At 69.2% G+C, this 22,827-nt stretch carries 26 protein-coding genes and 2 pseudogenes; 17 read left to right on the top strand and 11 right to left on the bottom strand.

From position 1 onward, the window contains the following. Window positions 1-281: 281 nt before the first annotated feature. Window positions 282-716 carry a hypothetical protein gene (locus tag ACWGJ5_RS36660; RefSeq protein ID WP_453313956.1) on the top strand — a complete coding sequence of 145 codons (435 nt, stop codon included), beginning with the start codon at window positions 282-284 and terminating at the stop codon, window positions 714-716. Window positions 717-1,074: 358 nt separating this feature from the next. Here the strand turns inward: ACWGJ5_RS36660 and ACWGJ5_RS36655 are convergent, their stop codons facing one another. Continuing rightward, the gene (locus tag ACWGJ5_RS36655; RefSeq protein WP_453313955.1) at window positions 1,075-1,920 is read right to left on the bottom strand and encodes a hypothetical protein; all 846 of its coding nucleotides are present in this window, start codon (window positions 1,918-1,920) and stop codon (window positions 1,075-1,077) included. Next, entirely contained in the window at window positions 1,920-2,345 is a 426-nt protein-coding gene (locus ACWGJ5_RS36650; protein ID WP_453313954.1) for a hypothetical protein, read from the bottom strand. The genes ACWGJ5_RS36655 and ACWGJ5_RS36650 overlap by 1 nt, the downstream gene beginning before the upstream one ends. Before the next feature lie 587 nt (window positions 2,346-2,932). On the opposite strand from ACWGJ5_RS36650, the gene ACWGJ5_RS36645 reads away from it, so the two are divergent. After that, a complete protein-coding gene (locus ACWGJ5_RS36645; protein ID WP_453313953.1) occupies window positions 2,933-3,664 on the top strand; it encodes a hypothetical protein in 732 nt (243 codons plus the stop codon). A 247-nt stretch (window positions 3,665-3,911) separates the two neighbouring features. Here ACWGJ5_RS36645 and ACWGJ5_RS36640 read toward each other — a convergent pair whose 3' ends face one another. The 4 genes from ACWGJ5_RS36640 to ACWGJ5_RS36625 form a co-directional block, all read right to left on the bottom strand. After that, window positions 3,912-4,337, bottom strand: coding sequence for a DUF4267 domain-containing protein (locus ACWGJ5_RS36640; protein ID WP_453313952.1), 426 nt, complete (start codon window positions 4,335-4,337; stop codon window positions 3,912-3,914). A 457-nt stretch (window positions 4,338-4,794) separates the two neighbouring features. Further along, entirely contained in the window at window positions 4,795-5,181 is a 387-nt protein-coding gene (locus ACWGJ5_RS36635) for a VOC family protein (protein ID WP_453313951.1), read from the bottom strand. A 137-nt stretch (window positions 5,182-5,318) separates the two neighbouring features. After that, window positions 5,319-5,669, bottom strand: a complete 351-nt coding sequence (locus tag ACWGJ5_RS36630) for an antibiotic biosynthesis monooxygenase family protein (protein ID WP_453313950.1) — start codon at window positions 5,667-5,669, stop codon at window positions 5,319-5,321. Window positions 5,670-5,848: 179 nt separating this feature from the next. Beyond that, window positions 5,849-6,295, bottom strand: coding sequence for an anthrone oxygenase family protein (locus tag ACWGJ5_RS36625; protein WP_453313949.1), 447 nt, complete (start codon window positions 6,293-6,295; stop codon window positions 5,849-5,851). Window positions 6,296-6,385: 90 nt separating this feature from the next. Here ACWGJ5_RS36625 and ACWGJ5_RS36620 point away from each other — a divergent pair, with 90 nt between their 5' ends. The 8 genes and pseudogenes from ACWGJ5_RS36620 to ACWGJ5_RS36585 all read left to right on the top strand — a co-directional run bounded on the left by ACWGJ5_RS36620 (window position 6,386) and on the right by ACWGJ5_RS36585 (window position 11,849). Beyond that, window positions 6,386-6,964, top strand: a complete 579-nt coding sequence (locus tag ACWGJ5_RS36620) for a TetR/AcrR family transcriptional regulator (protein WP_453313948.1) — start codon at window positions 6,386-6,388, stop codon at window positions 6,962-6,964. 123 nt (window positions 6,965-7,087) lie between these two features. After that, window positions 7,088-7,336, top strand: a complete 249-nt coding sequence (locus ACWGJ5_RS36615; RefSeq protein ID WP_453313947.1) for a hypothetical protein — start codon at window positions 7,088-7,090, stop codon at window positions 7,334-7,336. Window positions 7,337-7,360: 24 nt separating this feature from the next. After that, window positions 7,361-7,942 carry a hypothetical protein gene (locus ACWGJ5_RS36610; RefSeq protein ID WP_453313946.1) on the top strand — a complete coding sequence of 194 codons (582 nt, stop codon included), beginning with the start codon at window positions 7,361-7,363 and terminating at the stop codon, window positions 7,940-7,942. 255 nt (window positions 7,943-8,197) lie between these two features. Next, window positions 8,198-8,467: a NucA/NucB deoxyribonuclease domain-containing protein gene (locus ACWGJ5_RS36605; RefSeq protein WP_453313945.1), complete on the top strand. Its 270-nt coding sequence runs from the start codon at window positions 8,198-8,200 to the stop codon at window positions 8,465-8,467. A 79-nt stretch (window positions 8,468-8,546) separates the two neighbouring features. Continuing rightward, a complete protein-coding gene (locus ACWGJ5_RS36600) occupies window positions 8,547-9,101 on the top strand; it encodes a hypothetical protein (protein ID WP_453313944.1) in 555 nt (184 codons plus the stop codon). Window positions 9,102-9,808: 707 nt separating this feature from the next. Continuing rightward, window positions 9,809-9,931 carry a hypothetical protein gene (locus ACWGJ5_RS36595; RefSeq protein WP_453313943.1) on the top strand — a complete coding sequence of 41 codons (123 nt, stop codon included), beginning with the start codon at window positions 9,809-9,811 and terminating at the stop codon, window positions 9,929-9,931. 28 nt (window positions 9,932-9,959) lie between these two features. Next, a pseudogene (locus ACWGJ5_RS36590) lies at window positions 9,960-10,328 on the top strand (hypothetical protein); the annotation flags it as partial. Window positions 10,329-11,270: 942 nt separating this feature from the next. Next, the gene (locus ACWGJ5_RS36585) at window positions 11,271-11,849 is read left to right on the top strand and encodes an AMIN-like domain-containing (lipo)protein (protein WP_453313942.1); all 579 of its coding nucleotides are present in this window, start codon (window positions 11,271-11,273) and stop codon (window positions 11,847-11,849) included. 163 nt (window positions 11,850-12,012) lie between these two features. Here the strand turns inward: ACWGJ5_RS36585 and ACWGJ5_RS36580 are convergent, their stop codons facing one another. Continuing rightward, on the bottom strand, window positions 12,013-12,813 hold the full coding sequence (locus ACWGJ5_RS36580; protein ID WP_453313941.1) for a thioesterase family protein: 801 nt from the start codon (window positions 12,811-12,813) through the stop codon (window positions 12,013-12,015). Between the two features lie 378 nt (window positions 12,814-13,191). On the opposite strand from ACWGJ5_RS36580, the gene ACWGJ5_RS36575 reads away from it, so the two are divergent. After that, on the top strand, window positions 13,192-13,545 hold the full coding sequence (locus ACWGJ5_RS36575; protein ID WP_453313940.1) for a hypothetical protein: 354 nt from the start codon (window positions 13,192-13,194) through the stop codon (window positions 13,543-13,545). Between the two features lie 449 nt (window positions 13,546-13,994). Here the strand turns inward: ACWGJ5_RS36575 and ACWGJ5_RS36570 are convergent. Beyond that, window positions 13,995-14,602, bottom strand: a pseudogene (locus ACWGJ5_RS36570) (AraC family transcriptional regulator). A 491-nt stretch (window positions 14,603-15,093) separates the two neighbouring features. Between ACWGJ5_RS36570 and ACWGJ5_RS36565 the strand changes: the two are divergent. Further along, window positions 15,094-15,432: a hypothetical protein gene (locus tag ACWGJ5_RS36565; protein ID WP_453313939.1), complete on the top strand. Its 339-nt coding sequence runs from the start codon at window positions 15,094-15,096 to the stop codon at window positions 15,430-15,432. Window positions 15,433-15,546: 114 nt separating this feature from the next. Here ACWGJ5_RS36565 and ACWGJ5_RS36560 read toward each other — a convergent pair whose 3' ends face one another. After that, window positions 15,547-16,146, bottom strand: a complete 600-nt coding sequence (locus ACWGJ5_RS36560) for an Rv1733c family protein (protein ID WP_453313938.1) — start codon at window positions 16,144-16,146, stop codon at window positions 15,547-15,549. A 298-nt stretch (window positions 16,147-16,444) separates the two neighbouring features. Between ACWGJ5_RS36560 and ACWGJ5_RS36555 the strand changes: the two genes are divergently transcribed. Then, the gene (locus tag ACWGJ5_RS36555) at window positions 16,445-17,437 is read left to right on the top strand and encodes an Acg family FMN-binding oxidoreductase (protein WP_453313937.1); all 993 of its coding nucleotides are present in this window, start codon (window positions 16,445-16,447) and stop codon (window positions 17,435-17,437) included. Window positions 17,438-17,487: 50 nt separating this feature from the next. On the opposite strand, the gene ACWGJ5_RS36550 is transcribed toward ACWGJ5_RS36555, so the two are convergent. After that, window positions 17,488-17,784, bottom strand: a complete 297-nt coding sequence (locus ACWGJ5_RS36550) for an STAS domain-containing protein (RefSeq protein ID WP_453313936.1) — start codon at window positions 17,782-17,784, stop codon at window positions 17,488-17,490. Window positions 17,785-17,961: 177 nt separating this feature from the next. Here ACWGJ5_RS36550 and ACWGJ5_RS36545 point away from each other — a divergent pair, with 177 nt between their 5' ends. The 4 genes from ACWGJ5_RS36545 (at window position 17,962) to ACWGJ5_RS36530 (ending at window position 22,235) form a co-directional block, all read left to right on the top strand. Next, a complete protein-coding gene (locus tag ACWGJ5_RS36545) occupies window positions 17,962-18,402 on the top strand; it encodes a pyridoxamine 5'-phosphate oxidase family protein (protein ID WP_453313935.1) in 441 nt (146 codons plus the stop codon). A gap of 177 nt (window positions 18,403-18,579) precedes the next feature. Beyond that, entirely contained in the window at window positions 18,580-20,841 is a 2,262-nt protein-coding gene (pflB, locus tag ACWGJ5_RS36540) for a formate C-acetyltransferase (protein WP_453313934.1), read from the top strand. Then, window positions 20,838-21,590 carry a pyruvate formate-lyase-activating protein gene (gene pflA / locus ACWGJ5_RS36535; RefSeq protein WP_453313933.1) on the top strand — a complete coding sequence of 251 codons (753 nt, stop codon included), beginning with the start codon at window positions 20,838-20,840 and terminating at the stop codon, window positions 21,588-21,590. Before pflB ends, pflA begins: the two co-directional genes overlap by 4 nt. Window positions 21,591-21,821: 231 nt before the next feature. After that, window positions 21,822-22,235, top strand: a complete 414-nt coding sequence (locus tag ACWGJ5_RS36530; RefSeq protein WP_453313932.1) for a universal stress protein — start codon at window positions 21,822-21,824, stop codon at window positions 22,233-22,235. On the opposite strand, the gene ACWGJ5_RS36525 is transcribed toward ACWGJ5_RS36530, so the two are convergent. Next, the gene (locus ACWGJ5_RS36525) at window positions 22,189-22,653 is read right to left on the bottom strand and encodes a pyridoxamine 5'-phosphate oxidase family protein (protein ID WP_453313931.1); all 465 of its coding nucleotides are present in this window, start codon (window positions 22,651-22,653) and stop codon (window positions 22,189-22,191) included. The genes ACWGJ5_RS36530 and ACWGJ5_RS36525 overlap by 47 nt on opposite strands. Between the last annotated feature and the right edge of the window lie 174 nt (window positions 22,654-22,827).

Here is a 22,827-nt window from a genome sequence, read left to right as displayed (position 1 = left end):
TCCCTGCCGACACCACGCTTTGAAGCTCGGTACCTGAAGAAATGAGCCCAGGGCCACAAACACATCCCCGCCGTCATCGCCCTCGCCCGCCGCCGCGTCGACGTCCTGGGGGCCCTGCTCTGCGACAACCGCCCCATCACCACGAGCCCACCAGCAGGCAAGCGCACCACCACAGCAGCCTGACTCGGTCGTAAAGACTCCGCCGACCGCGATCGCAGGTGTGCCGTGCATGATGACGCAGTGGAAACAGCTTCCGGTCAAGGGCGGACGACGGGGGAATCGTGGTCTACCAGCTCAGCTTCTTCTGCCGCTCTGGAGAAGACAGAGGCGACGAGGCGCTTGATCGCCTGCTGGACTACCTCCTGGAGAGCGGCGACCGTCTGGTGGGCGAGTGGTTGGGGCCGTTGGAGGATTCGGTGGCCGCGTTCAGGCTCGGTACTGGTAGCGGCGACAGCGACAGGCCAGTCGCGGACTTGCTGACGCTGGAAGTACACGTGGGCGTAGCCGAGATCGCAGAGTCTGTGATCGCTGCATCGCCTGATGACGAGCGGGGCATCTGGGGATGCGACCTGCTGGCCACCGTCACTCTCAGCGGTGACAACCCCGACTGGGCTCTGGCGCACCGCATTTGGGCTGCCGTGGTGAGCCTGTGGGGGGCGGTTCCGTGGGACGAGTCCTCCGGGTTCGAGATCGCTGCCAGGACGCCACAGCTCTGAGCTCTTACTCAAGCGAGCCATGTACGGCCGCGCCTCGTTCGAACTCCTCCGGACCCGGATCCTGGGCGTGCCGCACGGCCTTCTTCACAGCCTGCTCCACCTCGTACGGCTGGCCTGGGCGGCTTCGCCGTGCGCGGTGATGACCGTCTGCACGGCCTCGAAGGCCTCGCGCCAGCGGCGTCACTGGGCGTCGTACTCGTCACCGGTGAGGCGCGCGAGCTTCGTGCGTTCCTCCTCGGTGGATCGTTCCAGCTTGATCAACTCATCGGGGACCTCTGCCACAGGCACTGATCCTAAAGCCAGGTGTGAGGGGAGGCCGAGACCCGTCGTGCGTAGCGGGGGCCCAGAAACGCCAGGACTATGTGTGGCTGGGGGCAGGCACCTCGTGAGGATCCGTGCGCACCACGTACACCCCCGGCCCGATCCTGTCCGAGGCGCGCCGGATACGGTCGTCCCAGCTCAAGGGCCACGAGGTCCGCACGTCCCAGGTGACACCCGCCAACGGCAGATCGTCCAGGACGGCGTCCGTCAAGGCGGCCCCCCGGAAGTCGTCGCGCACCCGAGTGAGGGCTTCTGCCGCGACGGCGAACTCCTGAGCGAGGGCGAAAGCCTGGGCTCTGGCCTTCTCGACAGCCGTCGGGCTGACGTGGCGTCCCTGCTGGTAGGTGGACACCCGATGCATCGAAGTGGCCGCGTCGAACGCTTCTGCAATCGCCGCGGCGAAGGCGTGAATGTCCTGCCGGACCTGGCCGTTCTCAATCTCCACGGCCACGGCGAACGCCCGCTCCCGGGCCTCGGTGACTGCTGACGCACAGTCTTCCGCCGCTCTGAAGGCGTCACCGAACGCCTCAATGCGGGAGAGTTGCCAGTGCACCCGGGCCAGGCGGTCCAGCGAGTCGGCCACCGAGTAGGCGCGGTCTCGGGCGACGTCAACGACTTCGTGCAGGCGGTCGACCCGGGCTCTCATGACGATCCGCACGAGCGGATCCCATGCGTACATGCTTGCGGTGGTCCGGGCGATGCCCGTCGGGTCGGGGGCGGAGACTCGGGCGATGCCAGTGGAGGCGGAGACTCGGGGGGAGGCACGGAGCCAGTGGCGCAACGCCCCGGCCACAGTGGCCGGCTGGCCCGGCCGAGGCCGGAATGCCGGCGAGCGGCGGGAGAGAACCGCGAGCACCCGCCCGGGAAAGGTGTCCGCGCGCACTACTCGGTCCTCCGTCCCGTCTCGGTCGCCTCCGCGGCGGCTGTGCCGTCGGCGCGCTCGGCCTGGCGCTCGCCCGATGTGCTTCGAGGCGCCTCCTCGGGTGGGCCGTAGCCCGGCGGCAGCGTCAGGGGCAGCGCCCGGCTGAGCTGGCCCAGCACCATCGGTGCGGCCGCCCCGATGGCGAGCGCCCCCAGCGGACCCGAAACCTGATGGGTGTCGGTTGCGGCCCACGCCAGACCGGCTCCCACCACGAGGCGGATGATCTCGGCCACAGCGAACGCCCACGGACCCGCCTCAGGTAACGGGTCGTCGGGCGAGGCCCGCCACGGCACCCGTCGGAGGCGGTGCACAGCGTCGACGAAGTCGAGTCCCTCGACCGCGAAACCGCCGAACAAGCCCCACAGCCCAGCCTCCAGCCCCGTCATGGGGACACTCTAGGCGCGGCGCTCGCCCCCGCACGCGCAAACGGCGTCTTCGGACGGTGGCGGAGACGGCGACGGGCCGCGGGCGGCCCGGTGGTCAGTAGGTTCTTGCTCGGGGGCGCATCGAGCATTCGTACAACTTGCACCGAGTGCACAGCAGCCTCGCCCATCGCAGTCCCGCCGACTACGAGGCCGCCGCCCTGGCGGCCTGACCACCACATCGATGGTGCCCGTCAAAGCGGAACAAGCTCACTGGGTCAACGCGTCAAACATCCGGGCCAGTTGAGTACGGGTACTCATGTCACGCCTTCTCTCGCGCACCCATGATCGGTCTCCGGGGCAGGCTCGCGGAGGGGACGGCAGAAAAGATGGCATCGGTACGAGCTGGAGGGGCTCGGGGACCCGCCCGGTGGCGCTCGTTCCTGCAAACCCGTGTGGCCAGGTCGTCGGCGGTCGGAGCCGGGCTCGGGACTGCTTTGGTTGTGCTTGCCGCCGCGCTTTCCGCTTGGCCCTCGGGCGCATTCCTCCCGTGTGGTCACCAGGAGTGGGGCTGCCTGGGGTCGGCTCTTCTGCTACTCAGAGCGGCGGCGATGGTCGGCTTCCTGACGAGCTGGCTGCTGCTCCGCTTCGCGGGTGTCCGGCCGGCCTGGCCGGTTGCCGTGCTCACCAGCCTCCTCTTCTGGTTCGGGGCCGAGCTGAGCGATCGGGCTCTCGTCGGGAGCCTCCCGACAGCGGTTCTCCCGCTGGCCTCGGCCGCCCTGTTCGCACTGGCCACTGTCCTGACCGCGCCCCGTCCCGTCTTCTGGCGGCCCCGGATCGTGCTGCTTGTTGCTCTTGGTCTGTCGTGGCCGCTTTCGGGGTTCGTGGGTGACCACCGCACTGAAGCGAGCAAGCGCAGCGAGCTCGCGGACGCCGGCGTCCCCCTGCTCGCGCCCGACGTCACCGGTTACCGCCTCGACCATCCATGGGCCACCCGGTACGGTCATGAGCTCGTTTACCGACTGTGGCCCGAGCGGGCCGGCGTCGACGCCAACGATCCGAATGACTGGGCCATCCATGTGACCGTGGCACCAGTGGAGTCCGGCTTCCACCCACCGGTCTGCGAGGCGCAAGGCGATAGCGGCCCCTTGTACCACATGCCGTGCGAGCTGGTGGCCCCGAACACCTGGCGCACTGTTAGGCAGCACGCCGTCTTCTACTTCGTGCGCCGGAATGGTGCCGTGACCGTGCTCGCTTCGTACGGAACACGCATCAGCGATGGCGAACTGCGCGCCCTGGCGTCCACAGTGGCCGTAAGAGAGCCGGGCTTCTTCCTCCGATAACCGGGCTTCTTCCTCCGATAAGTCGATGACCGGTGACCTTACGTGCAAGTCTCGTCCTCCAGAGTGAGCGCATCCTTCCGGCCGGAGCAGGGTCGCCGGGGTCGTCCTGTCGCTCATGACAGGTTGTGGCCGGCTCGCAGGCCGGCCACAGCGCCGTCTCGGCCAGGCCACCACCTGGAAGAAGACCGTGCGCCTCGCCTTCCCGGCGGGCACCGACCCGCGAATACCGACACGCACCAAGGTGGCGTCAGGCGGGCTGCGGGGCGGGCGTCGCCGGAGCGGCCGCGACCTTGCGGGTCTCGCGCATTGTCAGCAGACCGTTGACCACCATCAGCGTCGCGGTCAGGCCGTGGACGCCGAGCGCGGTGGCCACGGAGCCGTGGTGGGTCAGCACGGTGGCCATGTCGCCGTACGCGGCGAGGGCCTCCACCAGCAGCACCCAACCCAGCGCCCGGCGGTGGCCCGTCACCAGCAGGATGCCCAGGACCAGGGCCAAGACGACGTCGCGGATTCCCTTGATGATCAGGAAGCCGTCGCCGTCGCCGGGCGGCCAGCTCGGCAGGCCGAAGCTCGGCGCCGTCGTCTCCGGCCTCAGGATGAACTCGCCCCCGAACCAGAGGATGAAGAGGATGAAGGCGGCGGCCAGGACGGTGTTGAACTGCTTCAGCGACATTGCTCTTCTCCTTGCGGGTCTTCGTGAGCTTGGTGAGCTTCGTCGAGCCTGCTGAGTCGTGCGGGGCCTGATCAGGCCGCGCGGACGCGGCTGATCGAGCGCCGTAGTTTGTGGGGATCGCAGTTGTGGGATCTGAGCGGCAGCTGCATTCCCGGATGTCGGGATTTCGGTGGCCCGCTGCCGCCAGGGGAGTGGCGATTGTGCGCCACCGCCGCGGTGTCGTCCCGCGGGGGCAGATGACGGCGGCGACCAGCAGGTCGCCTACCCCCGGCAGGGCGCCAGGATCGCCTTACTCGGGGCGTCTCTGACCGCGCTGGGCTGCCGGTTCGTCTTCGCCGATGCCGATTTGCCGGACGTCCGGTCGGTGGGCGGGACCTCGAGCCGGCGGGGCTGACCGCGCATCTACGAACGCGATCCCGCCACCGCGAAGCCGTGATCCGCTGAACCGCCATCGGCTTCACGACCCGGCGCCGCCCGGGGTGAGGATTTCCATGAGATGTCCGTCGGGGTCGTGGAAGTAAGTGCCCCTGCGGCCTTTGGAGCGCTCGCTGTGATAGATCTGCCCAATCTCTTGGCATGCGGGATCGCCGTAGTGGGTGATTCCACCGTGCTGGATGCGGGCGAGGGCGGCGTCGAACTCCTGCTCGCTGACCATGAACGCGTAGTGGTGTGGCTCAAAGTCGTCCAGTTGGTCGTAATCCAGGCTGACCTGGTTGGCCAGCGTGACCGGCGTGAAGTGCGCCACCGGCGGATCGACACTCAGGCCCAGGATTTCGGCAAGGAACTGCGCCGAGGCTTGCGGGTCACGGGCGGGGACGATGGTGTGATTCAGTTCCACGGCCATAGGGACTCCTTTTCAGGGGCGGGGCGACGCGTGGTGGGGTGCTCGGTGGCCTTGGCGATCCGGCATGGGGCATGGATGCGTGACTGCCCGGGAAAGGGCAGGGCTTCTCCGGCTGCCCCCTGGCCGCAGCTGCCGTGTCATACGTCGATCTGCTCGAAGATGTGCGGGTACGACACGATGTCGTCGGGGAACTCGGCTGCCATACGCTGGAACTCCGGGCTGCCGAATGCCGTGGCGAGCGCCTCGGTCGACTCCCAGACCGCGACGCTCAACAGAAGCTGACTGTCCGCCGTTCCCTTGTGCATCTGCAGCGCGACGAATCCCGGCTGAGCCTTCATGAACTCGGCCTGCCTGCGAAAGAGGGCCAGGAACGATTCGGTCCTCTCCTTCGGGACGACGAAGGTGTTGGCCAGGACGATGGGCCCGGTCTTCTCCTTGAACTGCGCGAACATCGGCGTGTGCGGGTCGAGACTCTGCAGCATGGCCATCTTCGGTACTTCCTCCCGCTATCGGTCAGTGGGTGTCGCTGGGCCCCCGTCCTGCGATACCAGCGGAGTTCGAGGGTGTCGGTGTCCGGGTTCCGGATGTGGATGGCGGTGCTGGTGCCGCACTTCAGGCGCACGGCCGAGCGGTTGCGGCTGGCGACTGGGCGGGTGAGCCCGTGGGCTCAGGTGAGGGCGGTGACCAGCACGGCGAAGGCGGCCATGATGACGGCGACGCGGACGTAGTGCCAGCGCTCCCAGCGGTTCAGCTGCTGCTTCCAGTCCTCGGGCCGGTTCTCGGGGGTCCACGTCTTGTTCTGGTTGTTGATCGGGACGAGCAGCAGGATCGACATGACCACGCTGAGGATCAACAGCGCGCCGGCGATGACGACGAGGCCGGCGCCGTCGTGGTGCCGTCCGGCGATGGCCCAGACCGCGACGAGGACGAGCGAGCCGATGTACCAGACCGGCATCACGGCGCCGAGCATCCGGCCCCCGTGGGCGTGGCCGAGTTGGCCGCTGTCACCGGGGAGTGCGTTGAGGATCGGGTTGATGACGAAGGCGACGGAGAACTCCACCCCCACCATCACGCCGACGACCACGGTGGTGACGACCTCGAGTGCGTTGAGCATGATGACCCTCCCGGCATCTAGCGTCGCTAGCTGATGAGGCAACGCTAGACCTGCTGCCGCTCTCTTGTCTAGCGGTGCTAGGATCGAATCATGTCGGTACAGGAACGCAAGGAACGCGAACGGGCGGAGCGCGAGCGCCTCATCGTGGCGACGGCCCGCGAACTCGCCGAGCAGCAGGGCTGGGACGCGGTCACCACCCGCCGGCTCGCCGAGCGAATCGAATACAGCCAGCCCGTCCTCTACAGCCACTTCCGCGGCAAGCGCGAGATCATCGGCGCCGTCGCCCTCCAGGGCGCCACTGAGATGGCCGCGGCGGTGCGGGCCGCGACCGCCGCCGCGGACGGCCGGCGCGCCCGGGTGTACGCCCTCGCCCGCGCCTATCTCGACTTCGCCGCACGCAACCCGGCGGTCTACGACGCCCTCTTCCAGCTCGACGGCGGTCTCGCGTACGCACAGGAGGACACCCCGGAACCTCTCAAGGACGCTTTCGCCGCGCTGCTGGAGTGCCTCGGCGAGGTCGCCGGGGACGGCGTCGACCCGGGGCTGTTCACCGAGGTGTTCTGGGCGTCCCTGCACGGGGTGGCGACCCTGACCCGGTCCGGACGGCTGCCGCCGGAGTACACCGAGCCGAGGGTGGAGCTGCTGGTGGACCGGCTCGCCATGGTCTGACACACCATCCCGGCGGGCACGCAGCCGGAGCCCCCGGGCCCCGCTGCCTGCCTGTGGCAAGGCTTTTGGCCACTCGCGCCCACACGGCTCAGGCATAGATCGCCGGGCCTTGACGAACGAATCGTGGACGCCGCGCTCGCCACGTACTGCCCGGACATCAGCGAGCCGAAGACGCTGCGCGGCCTGCTGCCGGCCTGCCGCCTCTACACCGCCCGCTGGTCGCTGGCCGATCTCGAACCTGCCCGCCGCCCGCCGACCGCCGCACCGGACCGGGACCGGCAGCCCCCGGCCGACCCGGCCACACCGGCCGCGCCCCGGCCTTCGGACCGGGAGCCGGGGGAGTGGGAGATACCCCGCGTCCCGTTGCAGTAGGAGCGGGCCGTCCTCGCCGGCGCAGTGGTCCGCGAGAAGCTGCGCACCACCGTCGCCGCGCAGGACCAGGCGTACGACGTCATCGCGCACCAGCAGGCGGCGATGCCCGAACAGCTGCTCGCGCCCCCGGCCGCCGACCCCGAGCACGGCGACCAGGAGCCGGAAACCGGACCCCGGGAGGCGATCGACCTGACGGCGCTGCAGGTCTTGCGGGAGTCACGCACGGACGTGGAAGCCCTCGATCCGACGGCCGAGCGGCTGCGCCACCTTCAGGACGTGTTCACCAAGGCGGCCGACGACTCCCGCGCCCGCGTGGAGCGCTACGCCGACCGGGACGATGCCGACGCTGTGCACCCGGTGCGCGAGGGCGACCAGCGGGCGCACAGCCCGCAGCAGCCGGGACCGCACCGCGGCCGGGGGGCAGCCACCGAGTGCACCCGATGCCGCGTACCCGATGCCGCGGTGCGCACCGGCGATGCCCGGCATCCAGTCCACCGCGCTTTGGAGGGAGTCGGAGTCGAGACAACTTCCGCTCGGCGTGTGCGTGGCGCGTGCGGCCCCGATGGTCGCAGGCGGCCGTGGAGCGGTCGGCAGCCTCGGCGGTGATCCACGCTGACATCGCGCCGGTGGCCGTGCAGACCGCCCCACCGGCCACTACCGCGGGGGCACTGGCGCCGGGCGCGAACGCCACATACAGGGTCGACACGATCTTGATCAACCGGCTCAGCGAGTGCGAGTGGGCCACCGTCCGCGTCAAGGCCAGTCGATGGTCGATATCCCCTGGATCGATGACGGGATCCGCAAGCTCCGCGCCCAGGGCGGCCATTACGGCGACCCGAACGGCGGCAAGCCGCTGCACTGGTGATCAACACCAGGCAGAAGAGCAAGAACCGGCAGGCGGTCTGCGGGGGCCGCACAGCGCCGCCGGACATGAAGCGGGCGGGGCGCACGTGCTGGGGCGGGTACCCGTTCGCCTCAACCTACGAGGGCGGCACCAGGCTGCCCGCCTCGCAGCGCGAGACGACGTGGGTGAGCCCGAACGAGAACAACACCCAGGTCGCCGTCCGGATCACGAACTGGCGCCGGCCGATGCACGTCATGGACCATGACCCGTTCTACGTCGTCGCCTGACGGTCTGACATGTTGGGTCGAACGGCAACATGGGGCACCCCCGCAAGCCGGGGGTGCCCCTCTGCGTGAGGAGACCACGATGATCACTGCTGAGACCATCCTGGAGCTGGAGACCGGCGAGTACGGCTACCTCCTCGCGCTCGGCGAGAACTACGAATGGCCGCCCGAGTGGCCATACGGCTGGCGGTGCGGGCCCATCGGCAGCGACACGGCGCACATCCTCACCGACACCGATACCGGCACCCTCACCCTCACCGTCCAGACCCACGACGAGCCGCCCCCACCCGAGACCGACCAAGCCTGGGGGCCGGCGGAAGAGATGAGCCTGCACGCCACCGACGACACCCCCGTCATCTACATCCTCGGCAGCGGAGACTTCGAAGAAGCCGAACCCGAAGACGGCCCGCTCCAACTGCCCACCGACCACGTGCCGGCGTGGATCCGGATGCGCCTGTACTGCCACACCCCCAACCCCGAGCCCGGCGTCGGTGACCGCGGTGAACGCCACCTGATCCAACTCTGGGCCGCCCCCCAGCAGCCGCCCGTACACCCGCAGCTGACCGAATCCGACCTCACCCAGCGCCGCGCCTATGAAGAGGACTTCGACCAGAGCGCCGCCGCCTGGCAGCAGTAGCGTGCGGAGAACAGGTGCAAGACGCAATACTTCTTACACACCTGTGCTGACCGCCGTGTGATGCCCCCCCGCGCCTATGTCGCGGGGCGGGCGCTCAGGCCGGCGGGGCGGCCGGCTGCGACCACCCGTGGCAGACGGTCGATGGGCTCTTCCGCCGCTGGCAGCGGGCTGGCGTCTGGCAGATGGTGTTGACCGGCCTGCAGGCCAGGGCGGATGCAGAGGGGCTGATCACGTGGGAAGTAAACGTCGATTCCACGATCTGCCGGGCTCACCAGCACGCGGCCGGCGCTCGCCGGGACGCACAGAGCCAGAAGGCGCCGCCCGGCGGCATCGGCGCTGAGCCGGACGACCACGCACTCGGCCGGTCCCGGGACGGCTGGACCACCAAAATCCACCTGGCCTGTGAACGAGGCCAAAGGCCCTTGTCGCTCCTTGTCACCGCAGGACAGCGGGGTGACAGCCCGCAGTTCGTGGCCGTGGTGGAGGCATTCGCGTGCCCCGGCTCGGGCTTGGCCGTCCACGCCGGCGACCGCTGCGGGTGCGCGGGGACAAGGCGTATTCCTCGCGCGCCAACCGCGCCTACTTACGCAAGCGCGGGATCCGCAGCACCATCCCGGAACCGGCTGACCAGGTCGGCCACCGCAAACGCCGCGGCAGCAGCGGCGGACGTCCTCCGGCCTTCGACCGGGATGAGTACAAGGCCCGGAATGCTGTCGAGTGGCGGCATCAACCGCCTCAAGCGCAACCGGGCGGTGGCCACCCGGTTCGACAAGCTTTCCGTCCGTTTCCAGGCCGCCGTCCACATCGCGGCGATCAACGAATGGCTGTGACCGCACAGTGGTGTCGGCCCCTCATGCCATGCTGACCACGACCGGGTTCCGGCAAAGAGAGGGACGTCCGATGGGTGCTCAGTACTACTGCGCCGACAGCGAGGACGGCGATCACATCGATGACCCCTCCGAGGACGCCCTGTTCATGCTGATCGACGACCTCAACGACACGGACAACACCTTCGTCGTCATCCAGCCCGACGAGGACGATCCAGCCTGGTTCGCCTCCGTCGCCGTCCAGGACGAAGGCGGCTTCGAGATCGTCCGCCGTGACACCGCCCGCCGTGAGCACGAGGTCACCACCGACACCGACATCAGCCGAGTTGCCCGCGGCCTCACCATATGGATGGCCGCCCGAGACTTCCCCCGACGGCCAAACAAGCAGGTCAGCAGGTTCCAAAACACGGCCAAGGTGCCGACGTCCGGAGCCGTCGCGCCGACTGGGATGACGACGAATTTTGTCGTCCTTGCCTTCGATCCGGTGGACGATGGCGAGACAGATCCCATGGGCGACGAGCAACGGCACCCGTGGGGTTCGCCGAGTAGGCGAGGTTGGGGGCAGGGATGACTCCAGCCGTAGGGCCGGTCGAGTGCTCCACCGACCGGCCCGGGTAGCCCCGCGCCAACCGCAGCCACGTGGTACGGCGTTGGCCGGGGTGCTTGGTGGAATAGTCCCCGTTTGGGGACCGGGTTCCCGCAGAACACTTGCGTAGCGTCACCCTGCGAGGCTGGAACCTGGCTCTACCGCGGGCTTACAAGGACGCGAATAAGTCCACGCCCCTTGTGAAGTGGCGTCAATGCCTTACCGATGACGGTGCCGAGGGCTCGATCGTTCTCGCTGACCCGCCGACTGTGCCCAACTGTCGAGGAAGTCGTCAGCAGGTCGCCTGGGTGGATCGGAGCCGGATCGACCACCTGCTCGCCGGCCTGGAAGTGCTGATGCGTGATGTCCCGGGCCGGGGTGAGAGGTCGGGAGTCGGCGCGCAAGCCGGGGTGGACGGCAGAGTCCAGGAGGGCGGGAGCATGCGGGTCCTTCCACGCGGTGCGGGTGGTGTCTGGAAGATCAATGGTCCGCAGGATCGCCGGTTTGGCCAACCGGCCATCTGCGGCAATGTTCCGCACGGCTCGGCCGAGCCAGTGGCCCGGTGACGGCCGGGGCCCCAGCAGTACCGAGATGGCCGGGTCCCTGGAGGTCGGACTCATTCGGTCAACTCGCCCCTCGGGCCATGGCAGTCACTAGCGGCGAGCTCCCCGTCGCCGGGCATGCAACCATCGACCATTCCTCTGTGTCTCACCCCATAACAGCATGACGATTTACCAAAGGGAACAAGGGGACATCATGCGACGAATAGGGGCAACGATTGTGGCGCTCGCTGTGGCGGGTGCCGGGTTGGGAGTGGCGACGACGGCCGCGGACGCCGCAACGGCAGCCACTTCCCGTGTCACGGCCTGCCCGACCGGCTGGGGCAGCGGCGCGAAGGGCGGCGTCGCCACCGGAACCGTTCCGCTGAAGAACATCAGGACCGGTCGGCATGACTGCTTCGACCGCATGGTCTTCGACGTTCCCGGCGGCGGCGGTTCCATCGGCTACTACGTCAGGTACGTCGACCGGCTGTCCCAGAACGCCTCCGGTCGATACATCCCGGTCCGCGGCGGGGCCGTACTCGACGTCCATGTCGGCGCGCCTGCGTACGACCCGGCCAGTGGCGCGCCCACCTACCCGGGACAGGCGGGCCGCCCCCTTCCGGGCGTGAACATCAGTGGCTACCGCACCTTCAAGGACACCCGGTTCGCCGGCAGTTTCGAAGGAGAGACGCAGATCGGTATCGGCATCCGCGCCCGCCTGCCGTTCCGGGTGATCCAACTGCGCGACCACCTGGTGGTCGACGTGGCGCACAACTGGACGGGCAGCCGCTGACCGTCTGACCGACCGCGGTTGCGGCACGTTGGAGGAGTCAGCTGGTGGGCGCTGCCCGTGGGAGCGCTCAGCGCCCACATCGGCCCGTCGTCGGCGGGCACAGCTCGGTCGCCCTGCGGGGGCTGTGCGCTACGGCGAAAGGGCCGGCCGTGCCCCCGCTGCCTCAGCCACGCGCGGCCACGTACAGGGTCTGGGTACTGCGGCCGAGCGGGCCCTTCTCGTCGTGCAGGGCGGACTCGGCGAGCCCAATGCCCGCGCTGTCCACGACCGTCCGGGCATCCAGACAAACCCACTCACCCTCGGGGTGCCGGTGCAGGCTTACGGTGAGATCGGTGTTGACGAAGACGTAACGGCGGAAATCCAACTCGGCGCTGACGCCGTTGCCCGAGTCGGCAGCCGTCAGCACCCGGCTGAGCGGAGTGATCTCCTCGCCCGCGACCAGGGGCACCGCCATGCGCATCCAAGCCGTGGCCGGGCCGGGTTCGAGGAACGAGCCGGCGGCGAAACGTACTTCCATGGCGGTGTGGTAGCCCTGCTCCCAGGGGACCGGGAAGAACGCCTTCGTGGGTACGGCCCCAGGTCCGGTCACCTGTCGGCCCGGCGACACCTCCGGTACGGAGTCCGGCGCGGTCTTCATCAGCAGAGCCGTCGCCCGCATCACCTCCTCGCGACCATCGGGCGTCAGACCGACCTCCACGAGCTCGACGCTGCGCCCGGCGCGCAGCACCCGCGTGGACACGGTCAGCGGCCGTATCGGGACGGGCCGCATGATCTCGAAGGTGAGCCGGGCGACACGCATGTCCGGCCGTCCGCCCGGTCGTTGCTCAGCGGCCAGCCCGAGCAGTGCGGCCGGCGGTCCAGCGTGCTGGGAGTCCACGTCCCAGGGTCCCCGGGTGTAGGCGGTGGGGAGGAACCGGTCCTGGGCCTCCCGGTCGTAGAAGGCCTCGGCTTGCGACGTCGACATGACTGTCCCTCCATGGCACACGGACTACCGATCAAGACACCTTACTAAGCGCTTGCTCATCGCGCAGCCTACGACTGATGGTGCCGTCCGCGTCAGCGGTCCGGGGGGTGGGTCCTGCGGGATCCGGTGTAGCCGGGGCAGTGTCCTGCCGTACATGGCGCACGCGTCGAGGCCGTGACCGACCGGGTGACGCGGCGTGCTGGGCGCACAGGCGTGAAACATGCCCACACCGCGCCTCTGTGCGCTCTTCGCCCGGATCACCTCCGGCGGGACGATTCCGAAGCCACCGCGACAGGCGGCCCTGGCCACGCGTGTGCAACGGGCCGGGACCGTCAGCGGTGGGACGGCTCGTCGTACACGCGAGTGGGAGGGCCGGTCATGCAGGACGAGAGTGACGGGAACGGCGAACACGGCGAGAAGAAGGAGCAGAACATGGCTGTGGTGATGTCCCTGAGCTGGGCCGGGGTGACCCCGGAGCAGTACGACACGGTGCGCGACACGGTGGACTGGGAGGAAAACGCCCCGGCGGGCGCTCAGGTGCACGTGGCGTGGTTCGACGCCCAAGGGCTCCACGTCGTCGACGTCTGGGAGTCGGAACACTCCTTCCAGACCTTCTTCACCGAGCGACTGGCGCCCGCGATCGAGAAGGCAGGCATCAGCAGCGCACCCGACAGCGCGTTCTCTGCGCTGCACAGGCGCTTCATCGCCCCAGGAGTCAGCGGCGCCGAGTGAACGGTTCAGGTGGCCAGGGGCAACCGAGCACTGCCGACGACGAATTGCCCCTGGCCGCCGCCGGTTCCGCTGCTCCGCCTCGCGTGCCTCGGCACGATGCACGGCCGCGGGACGGCTGTCCGAGACCGGGGACATCCTCCGGCCTCGCTGATGATCCAAGACCGGTCGCCCGCACTGCGGGCACGGCGAGGCCGGGCAGCGCTGCCACATGTCCACCGCGATACAGGCACACCGCACCGCCGCCGGCAGTGCAGCGCCTCCGCTGACATCCACGACTCACGTCGATGACGCCGCACAGGTAGCGTCCCCCACACTCTCATCGGGCGGGGCGACGGCACCAGGACCGACCCCCGCATCCTGCGGGCAATGCTGCGAGACACGCGGCCGCTCGACTCGCCCATCGAGACCGCGTCTACTCGGCGCTCTACCGGAGGCTGAGTCCCGGGGCGTCAGCGCAATGCAATCTCGCCTGCGTGGACAGCACGCATGGCGCGCTCGACGGTTTCCTGGCTTTCGCCGACCGGAGCCACATAGTCGATGACGTCGCGCGCGGCGTCCGCCCCGAGCATCCGGGTGATCACCCAGGTGGCGAGGTACTGTGACGCGAGACAGCCGCCCGCCGTGGCAATGTTCCCCCCGGCATAAAACGGCGCGTCCAGCACGGTGACGTCGCAGGCTTCGACAAGGGCCTGCTCTTCATGTCCGTACAGGCGGGCATGCCGGCCAGCAACCCGAGCCGCGCGAGCACCAGCGCGCCGGAGCACTGCGCGCCGATCAGCTGTCGCGAGGCGTCGAGCGGCAGCCTGGAGACCAGCCGGCCGTCAGCGACTACGTCCCGTGTCTTCACCCCGCTGCCGATCAGCACGACGTCGGCTTCGGTCACGAACTCCATCGGGCGCTGACCGGTTGCCTCAACGCCGTTCATGGACGTGACGACCGGCGTCGGTGTCGTGATGAAGGCCTCCAACCCGTCCTTCCGGCACCGGTTGATCAGCGCGGAGGCGATGAAGCTGTCGAGCTCGTCGAATCCGCCAAAGGTGACGACGGCTACCTGCATGGCATCTCCGCCAAGTACGACACTGGAGGCGCAGCTTCTCAGGCGCGCTGTGCGCAGGTCGCGGGCCAATTCGCCGTCGGCGGCTCATCTCTCAGCGCTGCGGTCGCTGCCGGGCTGTACAAAAAGGGCTCAGCTCCGCTCGCTCGTGGGAGTCGAAAATGCTCCGAGTCGCGGTGTTCGCCGCCCTCATGCCCAGAGTTGATGTCCAGTCCGGTCGCGGCTGCGGCACTTCCTCGGCCAAGCCCACCGCAGGTGACTCCGCAACTTTTCCAACACCGCCCCCGTCAGAGCAGCGCGTTGCTAGCCTGAGCCGACGAATTCGGGACTCGGCCGGTGGGGTGGCAGAGCGCTGGGGGGATCGTCGTCGTGGGTGGGATGCCACTACTCATCAAGCTGTCAGTCTCCGATCCGTCGGAACTCGTGCGTCTGGAGCAATGGCTCCAGGAGGTACCCGGTGTCAGGGTTGATCGGACCGCGGCAGGGGCTTCACCATGGCGTACGCCCGCTCGGCCGGCCATCTCGCGGCCATGGGCCAGGGCGACTTCGAGGAAGCCCACACCCAGGTGGCGCAGATCGACCCGCCCAGCGCCCCCAGCGCCGGCATCCCCAACCGGTGGATGGTGCTGGACCTGGTCGAGGCGACGATGCGCACCGGTCGGCGAGAGGAGGCCCGCGCCCATGTCGTCGCCGCCCAGGAGGCAGGCCTCCATCGCATCGGCACCCGCATCGCGATCATCACGGCGGGAGCCGCGGCCGTAGCCGCGGACGACGACACGGCCGGCCCTCCGTTCGCGGCGGCCCTCGCTCTGCCCGAATCCGGCCGCCTGTAGGTGGGGTGCGGGCCACGGACTTCCCGGCTATGACTCGCGTAGCTGCAGCGGGCCGTGGTGATGCTGCAATAGAGCCAGTGACCTGGGGACATATCGCTGCATGGCCCTCGCAGGTCAGCTCGTCCTGTGCCCCCACTGCGGGCCGACCAGGTTCCACTCCCTGTCCCACTGCGCGAGGCGCCGTCGGTCGAGGTAGCACCGCCCGATGCTTCCGCCGCCGAACACCGCGCCGCTCAGAGCTGGGGCAGCCGCGGTCCCCATGAGCCCTGCCTCCACGGCAGCCCTGGCCGGGGTCGGCGGCTGGGTGCTCAACCTCCCCTGAGCGTCGATCCAGATCCTGACCGTGGAGTCGGCCTTCCGGACGGTGGACAGCAGCGTCGTGCCGTTGTGCGCGGAGCCGTTGGGTGCTGTCCAGCGAACCCGCACCAAGGCCAGGTCTCTGCCCGTCCCCGAGGTCGGCGTGCGTGGGACATCGTTGAGAAGTACGGCGCGGACGGGGATCCGCTCGGCGCGTTGCTGGGCGAAGACATGGTCGGCTGCACGGGCGGTCACCAGGCCGACGATCGTGCCGCCCACCGCGATGAGGGCCCACAGGACCAGCAGGAGCCATGCCTCAAGGATGTCGTCGTGTCGCCGGATCGGATTGCTCCGCCACCGCCACAGCAGCGGCCTTGTCCGCCTGCGCTTCCTGTTCGCGGGCTTGCTCTCGCGCATCTCCGCACCTCCTCGTGGTCACACAGAGGAAGGTGGCAGTCCGAGCGGTGCCACCACACGGGCCGATGAGGCTGATGAAGGGGTCCGTTCAGGGCCAAGTCCGAGGCCACCGCGGGACGTTCGGCCCGTGACGCGCACGTGGCGTCGACACTTCTGTGGGGTCCTGCCCTTGATGTCGCCGGTCGTACCCTGCCCGGGCCCCGCAAAGGGACCATCGGCCCCTCACCGTGTCGCTGCGGTGCTCTCACGCTCGTAGGACACCCGTATCTGTCGCATGCCTGCACGGAAGGAGGCCATCATGCGAACCGTGCCGGCCCTCGACGCCGCAACCCTGGAAGCCTGTATCTCGGCCGCCGTGGCGGCGCCCTCGATCTACAACACCCAGCCGTGGCGCTTCCGGCTCGATCGGGAGACCGTCACGCTGGAGGTGCGCGCCGCCCCGGAGCGCGGCCTGCGCCACGCGGATCCCGTCGGACGGGCCCTGCATTTGTCGGTCGGTGCCTCCGTCTTCAACCTCCGCGTCGCGGCAGCCCACTTCGGCTGGGCGCCTGTCGTACGCCTGCTGCCGGATCCCGAGGATCCAGGCCTGCTGGCCAACCTCCGGCTGTCAGGGCCGGGCCGGCGACACCCCATGGGGCACCGTCCCGACCTCTACCCGGCCATCTGGCGTAGGCACAGCAGCAGGTTTCCCTTCTCCCGCACGCCGATTCCGGCGAACGTTCGAGCCGAACTCGCCGAAGCTGCTCACGCGGAAGGCGCATCGCTCACTCTCCCTCGAGCGGCCGAGACGGCACGGCTGCTGCGCCTGGCCAAGGAGGCGGAGCACCGCAACCGCACGGACCCCGACCGGGCCATGGAGAGCCGCCGATGGGTGCATCGGGACCCGGGCGACGGTGCCGAAGTCGGCATACCGCGAGCGGCGCTGGGGCCGCAGGACACGCGCGAGCAACTGCCCATGCGTGATTTCACCGCTCAGCGGCACGCCGAGCGGCTCGCCGCCCAGCCCTTCGAGACCCTCCCTGCGGTAGCTCTGCTGGCCACCGAGCACGACCGCCGTAGCGACTGGCTGCGGGCCGGGCAGGCGCTGGAGCACGTTCTGTTGGTGGCCACAGCGCATGGTGTGCGCGCTTCCCTGCTGCACCAGCCGATGGAGTGGGCCGACCTGCGCCGCGACCTGAATCCCGCACCAGACCGCACTGGGCATGCGCAGATGCTGATTCGCCTCGGCTACGGCCCGGAGGGCCCGGCCGGCCCGAGACGTGCACCGGAGCAGGTGTGCGATGTCGAGTGACAGGTCGGCCTGGCGTTGTGCGGCGATCCCGTGAGGGCCTGCAGAGCTCGTCAGCCCACTGCGGCCGGGAGGCTCCTGCCGCAGGCCCCGGCGAGGGTTTCGGGCAGGTGGTCGTGGATCTCGAACACGCCTTCCAGCCCGGCTCCGCGCAGTATCCGCAGGGAGCGGCCACTGTATGTGACAAGACGAAGCCGGCCGTGCCGTGCCATGACCCGGTTCCGCGCCCGGCACAGCAACCTAGGCGGTGCCGCGAGGATGTCGATCTCGCCGCGCAGCTCCACGACGGTGGTCCCGCCGACGGCGCGTTCGATAGGACGCGGCGCGGACTGGGCGAGAGTTTCGGCCATGGTCAGAGGAAAGCCGGGCCGATGGGCGCGTCGGAAGGGCCGGTCGACCCCCTTCGCCGCCACGCCTCCCCGGGCCGGTCTCCGGTGAAAGCGGGACCGGTGGCCACTCACGCGTGGCCGCCGCCGCGCTCAGCATGGAACGTAACCCCCTGCACCGGGCGAAAGACGGGTTGACTCATGTACCCGAACGATGGTTTCCGCGAACTCGGCCGTCAGGAGTGCCTGCGCCTGCTGGCCACGGTGCCCGTCGGCCGCATCGTGTACACGCGCCAGGCCCTTCCCGCGGTCGTGCCGGTCAACTTCCGGCTCGACGGTGACGGGACGGTGCTGCTGCGCACCTCCGCGAGCTCGCAGCTGGCCCGTGCGGTCGACGGCGCGGTCGTCGCCTTCGAGGCGGACGCGGTCGATGCAGTCGCGTGCTCGGGCTGGAGCGTCGTCGTCACCGGCCGGGCCGTTGTCGTGACCGACACGGCCGAGCTGGATCGGCTGGACCGGATCGGCCCGGACTCCTGGGTTCCCTCACCCCAAGAGGCCTTCGTACGTATTGAGCCGGAACTGGTCACCGGCCGTGAACTCGTCCGAGGTCGCACGATGTACGGCTTGCACCTCTCCGCCTGAGGGCCGGTGCCGACTGCCAAGCCATGGGACCGATCGGCCCCATGGCGAAGGGGCCGGACGGCGCGGCAACGGGTTCTCGCGGGCCCTGCATCGGGCGGTGACGAGGGACGAGCATCGACAGCGGAGCCGCTCACGGGACGGTCCGTGAGCGGTGTCGCGAACGATGCGGAGGCAGTGATGACCGTGGCAACCCGTGCAAGCGTGGACGTACCCGACGAGGCCTGGCGCGCTTTCGCCGGCACGCACTGGCGCGGCACCATCGACGTACGCGACTTCATCCAGGCCAACTACACGCCGTACGAGGGCGGTTCCCAGTTCCTCACCGGCCCGACCGAGCGCACGCTCGCCGTCTGGAGGAAGGTCAGCGCCTTGTTCCCCGAGGAGCGGCGCAAGGGCATCCTCGACGTGGAAACCGGCATTCCGTCGACGATCACCTCGCACGCCCCCGGTTACATCGACCGGGAGCGTGAGTTGATCGTCGGTCTGCAGACCGACGCCCCGCTGAAGCGGGCGATCATGCCGAACGGCGGCCTGAGGATGGTCGAGAACGGGCTGAAGGCGTACGGCTACGCGCCCGACCCGTTCGTGACCAAGGTCTTCGGAACCTACCGCAAGACCCACAACGACGGCGTCTTCGACGCTTACACGCCTGAGATGCGGGCGGCGCGCAAGGCCGGGATCATCACCGGGCTGCCGGACGCCTATGGTCGCGGCCGGATCATCGGCGACTACCGGCGGGTGGCGCTGTACGGCACCGACCGGCTGATCGAGGCCAAGCGGGCGGAGCGCGCCCTGCTGGATGGCCGGTCCTCCACCCCGGACGTCATCCGCGACCGCGAGGAGCTGGCCGAGCAGATTCGCGCGCTGGGCGAACTGGGGCGGATGGCCGCCTCCTACGGCTGCGACGTCACCCGCCCCGCCGCCACCGCACACGAAGCCGTGCAGTGGCTTTACCTCGGCTTCCTGGCCGCGGTCAAGGAGCAGAACGGCGCCGCGATGTCCCTGGGCCGCACGTCGACGTTCCTGGACGTCTACCTCCAGCGCGACCTGGACGAGGGTCGTGTCGACGAGACCCGCGCGCAGGAGCTGATCGACGACTTCGTGATCAAGCTGCGGATCGTCCGGTTCCTGCGGACCCCCGAGTACGACGCGCTGTTCTCCGGCGACCCGACCTGGGTGACGGAGTCGATCGGCGGCATCGGCGCCGACGGCCGTCCGCTGGTCACCCGCACTTCCTTCCGCTTCCTGCACACGCTGTACAACCTGGGGCCGGCCCCGGAGCCGAATCTCACGGTGTTGTGGTCGCCGCGGCTGCCGGAGGGGTTCAAGCGGTTCTGCGCCCAGGTGTCCATCGACACCAGCTCCATCCAGTACGAGTCCGACGACCTGATGCGCCCGTGCACCGGTGACGACACCGCGATCGCCTGCTGCGTCTCCGCCATGGCCGTCGGCAGGCAGATGCAGTTCTTCGGCGCCCGGGTCAACCTCGCCAAGGCCCTGCTGTACGCGATCAACGGCGGCCGGGACGAGATGACCGGCGAACAGATTGCACCCGCGACGCCTCCGCTCACCGGCGAGTACCTGGACTACGAGGAACTGTCGGCGGCGTACGACCGGATGCTGGACTGGCTGGCCGAGACGTACGTCGACGCGCTGAACGTCATTCATTACATGCACGACAAGTACGCCTACGAGCGTATCGAGATGGCGCTGCACGACCACCCGGTGCACCGGTTCATGGCCTGCGGGATCGCGGGGCTTTCGGTGGCCGCCGACAGTCTGTCCGCCGTCAAGCATGCGAGGGTGAAGGCGATCCGGGACGAGACCGGGCTCGCCGTGGACTACGAGACCGACTGCGAGTTTCCGGCGTACGGCAACAACGACGACCGCGCCGACGGGCTCGCCGTCCGTCTGGTGGAGTCGTTCATGGCCAAGGTGCGCAAGCACCCCACCTACCGGGGCGCCGAACACACCCAGTCCGTGCTGACCATCACCTCGAACGTGGTCTACGGCAAGCACACCGGCAGCACCCCCGATGGTCGGCGCGGCGGGCAGCCCTTCGCGCCCGGCGCCAACCCGATGAACGGCCGGGACCGGCACGGGGTCGTCGCATCGGCGCTGTCGGTGGCCAAGATCCCGTACGAGGAGGCCCGCGACGGCATTTCCCTCACCTCGACCATCACCCCCGAAGGACTGGGCCACGACCCCACGGAACGTGCGGGCAACCTGGTCGGCATCCTCGACGGGTACACGACCTTCGGCGGCTTCCACATGAACGTCAACGTCCTGAACCGGGCGACGCTCGAGGACGCCATGGAACACCCGGAGAAGTACCCGGAGCTGACCATCCGGGTCTCCGGGTACGCGGTGAACTTCGTCCGCCTGACGCGTGAGCAGCAGCTCGACGTGATCAGCCGCACCTTTCATGGATCGCTGTGAACGCCACGACGACGGCACCGACGACGACCGGCCGGATCCACTCCTGGGACCTGTCCACCGGCGTGGACGGACCCGGGACCCGGTTCGTGCTGTTCGTCAGCGGCTGCCCGCTGCGTTGCCTGTACTGCGCCAACCCCGACACCTGGCACCTGCGGGACGGCCAGGAGACCTCCGTGGACGAGGTCATGGCGGAGATCGAGAAGTACCGGGGCTTCGTGACCACGGCCGGGGGAGGCGTGACGATCACAGGCGGTGAGCCGCTGCTCCAGCCGGCCTTCACCGGCTCCGTGCTGCGACGCTGCAAGGGGGCCGGACTGCACACGGCGCTGGATACCTCCGGCTTCCTGGGCGCCCGTGCCTCCGACGGACTCCTCGCCGACACCGACCTGGTGCTGCTGGACATCAAGTCCTTCGATGTCACCACCTACCGCAAACTGACCGGCGGCCGACTTGCCCCGACCCTCAGCTTCGCCACCCGCCTCGACCGGCTGGGCGTCCCCGTCCACATCCGCTACGTCCTCGTCCCCGGCTGGACCGACGACCCGTCCGCCGTGGACGGTCTCGGCGCCTTCCTGGCCGGGCTGGGCAACGTCGACCGGGTGGACGTGCTGCCGTTCCACAAGCTCGGCGCCCACAAATACGACGCCCTCGGCATCGACTTCCCGTTGCGCGACACCCCCGTCCCGGCTCCGGACATGACGGAACGGGTGCGGGAACAATTCCGGGAGCACGGCCTGCGGGCGCTGTGAGGCGGGTCGCTCGGTCGGGCGTGGGTGCGTGCAGCTCTCGGCATGCAACTGCCCACCGCCGCATCGTGCGGCCGCCCAACAGTGCCGATCTCTGCACCGGCGGATGTTTCGCCGCTCGCTGCCCGACCGCTCACGCCTGGGCCGGCAAGCCCCGATGCAGGGACCAGCGGCTCCTGCAGCCCCAAGTACCGTGCGCGGAGACCGAATTCGTATCTGTGAAGGAGGCTCAGGATGCCCCGCACCATCACCGCAGGGATGGACGGCTCGCCCGAGAGCCTTACCGCCGCCGAATGGGCGGCCCGGGAAGCCCTGCTCCGCGAAGTCTTTCTGCGCCTGGTCCACGCCCTTCGGCGACAGCCGTTCATGAACGCGTCTCTGGGCGGGATGCCCAAGGACCGGGATGCGCGGAGCCGTTGGGCCGACCACATGCTGCGCGAGGCCGAAGCGAGGATCGCGCGCCACCACCCAGGCCTGCGGATCGATACCGACCGTGTTTCCGACGAGCCCCTCCCCGCCCTGCTTGCGGGTCAACGTTGCGGAGCGAGCGATCGTGAGGCCGGGACCGCAGAGGGGCGAGACGGGCTCTCGTGGACCGTGATCAGGCCTTGCCGGGCTCGTCGGCGGCGGTTAGCCGAATGCCGGTGATCAGGTCCGGGCGGATGCGCACCGCGTAGTCCATGGTCTGGTTCACCCAGGGGTTGAGCAGTGCCTGGTAGCGGGCCAGTTCATCCGGATCGGTCACCAGGTGGGCGTAACCGGTGACCACTACGCTCCAGCCGAGGTGCGTATCGGGGTCGATGGTGTCGGCCTCGTAGGCGACGACCACGCCTGGGCCGGCGGCATGTCGGCCATGCGAGGTCAGCGCCGCGCCCTCGTGCGTGCGGATCACGATGTCCCCGTTGTCCAGAACGTGGTTCACCGGACGGACTGTCGGCAGGGCGTGGCGAGTGAAAACGACCCTGCCGAAGGACACGCTGTCCAGCAGTCGGAGTGCTTCGTCGCCGTCCAGCTCGATGCTCCGGCGCGGCCCGGCGGGCAGAGTCTGGGTGTTGTCGATGGTCATGGAGGGTTTCCGTACGGATTCGTTGCTCACTGCTGTGTGTCTCCGGCCGACGCGCGAAGGCTGTGACGTGACCCGTCGCTGTGATGACGACCGGAACGTCGGTACGGCATGTGCGCCGTCCTTCGGGACGTGGGTTGGTCGCCTGGCCGTGGGGGCGCGCGCGGGGGGGCCCGG

Source organism: Streptomyces sp. NPDC054783 (genome assembly GCF_053611725.1).
The sequence above is the reverse complement of the archived record's forward strand: the minus strand, read 5'-3'. Positions and strand labels throughout refer to the sequence as shown.

Bases quoted from the DNA above. Each gene is read 5' to 3' on its own strand.
- ACWGJ5_RS36650 (WP_453313954.1), bottom strand. From the start codon at position 2,345: ATGACGGGGCTGGAGGCTGGGCTGTGGGGCTTGTTCGGCGGTTTCGCG.
- ACWGJ5_RS36645 (WP_453313953.1), top strand. From the start codon at position 2,933: ATGGTCGGCTTCCTGACGAGCTGGCTGCTGCTCCGCTTCGCGGGTGTC.
- ACWGJ5_RS36640 (WP_453313952.1), bottom strand. From the start codon at position 4,337: ATGTCGCTGAAGCAGTTCAACACCGTCCTGGCCGCCGCCTTCATCCTC.
- ACWGJ5_RS36635 (WP_453313951.1), bottom strand. From the start codon at position 5,181: ATGGCCGTGGAACTGAATCACACCATCGTCCCCGCCCGTGACCCGCAA.
- ACWGJ5_RS36630 (WP_453313950.1), bottom strand. From the start codon at position 5,669: ATGGCCATGCTGCAGAGTCTCGACCCGCACACGCCGATGTTCGCGCAG.
- ACWGJ5_RS36625 (WP_453313949.1), bottom strand. From the start codon at position 6,295: ATGCTCAACGCACTCGAGGTCGTCACCACCGTGGTCGTCGGCGTGATG.
- ACWGJ5_RS36620 (WP_453313948.1), top strand. From the start codon at position 6,386: ATGTCGGTACAGGAACGCAAGGAACGCGAACGGGCGGAGCGCGAGCGC.
- ACWGJ5_RS36600 (WP_453313944.1), top strand. From the start codon at position 8,547: ATGATCACTGCTGAGACCATCCTGGAGCTGGAGACCGGCGAGTACGGC.
- ACWGJ5_RS36595 (WP_453313943.1), top strand. From the start codon at position 9,809: ATGCTGTCGAGTGGCGGCATCAACCGCCTCAAGCGCAACCGGGCGGTG.
- ACWGJ5_RS36585 (WP_453313942.1), top strand. From the start codon at position 11,271: ATGCGACGAATAGGGGCAACGATTGTGGCGCTCGCTGTGGCGGGTGCC.
- ACWGJ5_RS36580 (WP_453313941.1), bottom strand. From the start codon at position 12,813: ATGTCGACGTCGCAAGCCGAGGCCTTCTACGACCGGGAGGCCCAGGAC.
- ACWGJ5_RS36575 (WP_453313940.1), top strand. From the start codon at position 13,192: ATGCAGGACGAGAGTGACGGGAACGGCGAACACGGCGAGAAGAAGGAG.
- ACWGJ5_RS36565 (WP_453313939.1), top strand. From the start codon at position 15,094: ATGGCGTACGCCCGCTCGGCCGGCCATCTCGCGGCCATGGGCCAGGGC.
- ACWGJ5_RS36560 (WP_453313938.1), bottom strand. From the start codon at position 16,146: ATGCGCGAGAGCAAGCCCGCGAACAGGAAGCGCAGGCGGACAAGGCCG.
- ACWGJ5_RS36555 (WP_453313937.1), top strand. From the start codon at position 16,445: ATGCGAACCGTGCCGGCCCTCGACGCCGCAACCCTGGAAGCCTGTATC.
- ACWGJ5_RS36550 (WP_453313936.1), bottom strand. From the start codon at position 17,784: ATGGCCGAAACTCTCGCCCAGTCCGCGCCGCGTCCTATCGAACGCGCC.
- ACWGJ5_RS36545 (WP_453313935.1), top strand. From the start codon at position 17,962: ATGTACCCGAACGATGGTTTCCGCGAACTCGGCCGTCAGGAGTGCCTG.
- pflB (WP_453313934.1), top strand. From the start codon at position 18,580: ATGACCGTGGCAACCCGTGCAAGCGTGGACGTACCCGACGAGGCCTGG.
- ACWGJ5_RS36530 (WP_453313932.1), top strand. From the start codon at position 21,822: ATGCCCCGCACCATCACCGCAGGGATGGACGGCTCGCCCGAGAGCCTT.
- ACWGJ5_RS36525 (WP_453313931.1), bottom strand. From the start codon at position 22,653: ATGACCATCGACAACACCCAGACTCTGCCCGCCGGGCCGCGCCGGAGC.